Below are 684 nucleotides of genomic sequence, written 5' to 3'. Positions count from 1 at the left end.
GTGCGTATGAATACGGCGGCTTCCAACCTCGCCAATGCGGGTTCGGTCGCCGGCAGCGAGGCGGAAGCTTACCGCCCGATGCGCACGGTCTTCGCCGAAGAACTGAACAACGCCACCGGCATGTCCTCGGTTCGCGTGGGCGGCGTGGTGCGCGAAGATGTCGCGCCGATCCGCCGCCACGATCCCGGCCATCCCCTGGCCGACGAGAACGGCGACGTCTGGGAAGCCCCGGTCGATGAGAACGCCGAAATGGTCGAGATGCTCGAAGCCTCGCGCCAGTACTCCAACATGGTCGAGGCCCTCTCGACCGCCAAGCAGCTGATGCTTGAAACGATGAGGATGAAGTGATGGTTGCCATCTCCAACAACCCCGCAATCTCCAATGCGGCATCCAGCGCGCTGGGTCAGACGCAGGGCCGCGGCATGGACGCGCTTGGCCAGGGCGATTTCCTCAAGCTGCTGACCGTGCAGATGCAGCAGCAGGATCCATTCGAACCGGTCGATAACAAGGACATGCTGGCGCAGATGGCACAGTTTTCCGCGCTCGCCGGGTCGGCCGAAACCAACGAAATGCTCGAGCGGATCGCGGACAAGCTCGACCAGCTGATCGTCACCACCGAATCCGCTCAATCCGCTTCCGGCCTCTGAGCCCCTTTTCTCGACAGGAGTAAGTTCATGTCCTTTT

The 684-nt window shown here is 62.3% G+C and carries 2 protein-coding genes; both read left to right on the top strand.

Translation table 11 applies throughout. The features are described from left to right. Window positions 1-348, top strand: a 348-nt coding sequence (gene flgC, locus A3736_RS05480) for a flagellar basal body rod protein FlgC (protein WP_233999247.1), incomplete at its 5' end; no start/stop codon positions are given. Continuing rightward, window positions 348-647 carry a flagellar hook assembly protein FlgD gene (locus tag A3736_RS05475; RefSeq protein ID WP_067680224.1) on the top strand — a complete coding sequence of 100 codons (300 nt, stop codon included), beginning with the start codon at window positions 348-350 and terminating at the stop codon, window positions 645-647. The genes flgC and A3736_RS05475, both read left to right, overlap by 1 nt. Window positions 648-684: the final 37 nt, after the last annotated feature.

It is taken from the genome of Erythrobacter sp. HI0063 (assembly GCF_001635685.1).
GTDB lineage: Bacteria > Pseudomonadota > Alphaproteobacteria > Sphingomonadales > Sphingomonadaceae > Qipengyuania.
Note: the sequence above shows the minus strand (reverse complement) of the source record. Positions and strands in the feature narration are given on the sequence as shown.

Coding starts and splice junctions, on each gene's coding strand:
- A3736_RS05475 (WP_067680224.1), top strand. CDS start 348: ATGGTTGCCATCTCCAACAACCCCGCAATCTCCAATGCGGCATCCAGC.